A 1,294-nucleotide genomic window follows, 5' to 3' on the forward strand; every position below is an offset into this window, starting at 1 on the left:
CAAGGTTCGCTTTAGCGACCGCGAAGCGGCTCGAGCTTGAGGCTCAAAATGACCAACCAAACTTGTCAGGGGTGATGGTTCGCATAGCGAGCCATCGCCCTGCTAGACGTTTTGCTTTTCGGGGTTTCGGGGCGGAGCCATGAACCAGTCACACCGCTAGCGGTGTGTATACTGGCTAATTAGTTTTTATCTTTTGGGTAAAACTCTCTATAAATCGTGATTAGGCTTCCTATTAAGCCTATGGTTACGATGATTGACGTGATCATGATGACCTCCTTGTCTGTGTCTATTAATCTTATTTATTACACTTTTGGATTTCTTAGTTCCAAAGCAGGCCGGCACATTACAAAAATGATGTGCGGCTTTGTTTTTTATTGGATTCAACTGCTTAAATGCGTCTTAGCAGGGGGATGGCTCGCTGTGGCGAACCATCCCCCTTATCAAGGGTGGGGGTCGTTCCAAGCCGTCAAGAGTCGCTTCGCTACTGCTCTTGACCGCTTTCCTCTCCGGAAAACATAGCCATTATTCTGCGTTTTATTTCTCCATCCTTGTTTACTAATGTCTTGGTAACAAAGGCTGAATAATCTTTTGAGGTGTTATATCCCTTCCAGACCTCATGAGGATCTAAGGCGTACGCACATACTTTTCCAGCAACAGGTATTCTCACCAAAGCACCTTTCTCCTCCAAATAATCCAACCAACGGCGGATTGTTCGAGTAGAAACACCCATCTGATTAGCTAAAAACTGTTGGTCACAGACTACTGCTCCGCATGTGGGATCTATGTGTTCAGCGAAAAATGAGTAAAGACCTATTGCCGCAGCACCCTGTTTGTCCCTCACAAGCTCTCTAATGCGTTGCCAGCCCTTTGGGTATGTCTGGGTAAAGTTGCTGTTCTTTTTCGCCTCCTCGTACTCCTTAGAGGCCTTCCTGTCGATCTCCTGTATTTCTTTCTGTCTTAGTTTTGCTTGTTGTTCTGATGCTACGATCATCGCTACCCCTCGATGTCTTTTTGATAGGACATATTTGTCCCATCATAGGACGCCATGCGTCCTATGTCCAGACACATGCGGACACCAGCTGTGTCCTCACGTGCGGACACCAGCTGTGTCCTATCAGAAAAAATCAAACATATAAGAATCAATCACTTAGTATTTATCTCTATTCTCCTCTATGAAAACCAACAGCAAAAACCAAATTCCAAGGTAGCTCCCTCCCTTCGGTAGGGCATTTTGAGGGTCAAGGTTCGCTTTAGCGACCGCGAAGCGGCTCGAGCTTGAGGCTCAAAATGACCA

General features: G+C 46.2%; 1 protein-coding gene. It reads right to left on the reverse strand.

All coding sequences use genetic code 11. From position 1 onward, the window contains the following. Positions 1 to 481: 481 nt before the first annotated feature. Entirely contained in the window at positions 482 to 991 is a 510-nt protein-coding gene (locus ABLV76_RS08360) for a helix-turn-helix domain-containing protein (protein WP_348878278.1), read from the reverse strand. Between the last annotated feature and the right edge of the window lie 303 nt (positions 992 to 1,294).

It is taken from the genome of Klebsiella sp. GB_Kp047 (assembly GCF_040065235.1).
GTDB lineage: Bacteria > Pseudomonadota > Gammaproteobacteria > Enterobacterales > Enterobacteriaceae > Klebsiella > Klebsiella quasipneumoniae.

What these genes read in the sequence shown, in the direction of transcription:
- ABLV76_RS08360 (WP_348878278.1), bottom strand. Translation starts at nt 991, where the DNA reads ATGATCGTAGCATCAGAACAACAAGCAAAACTAAGACAGAAAGAAATA.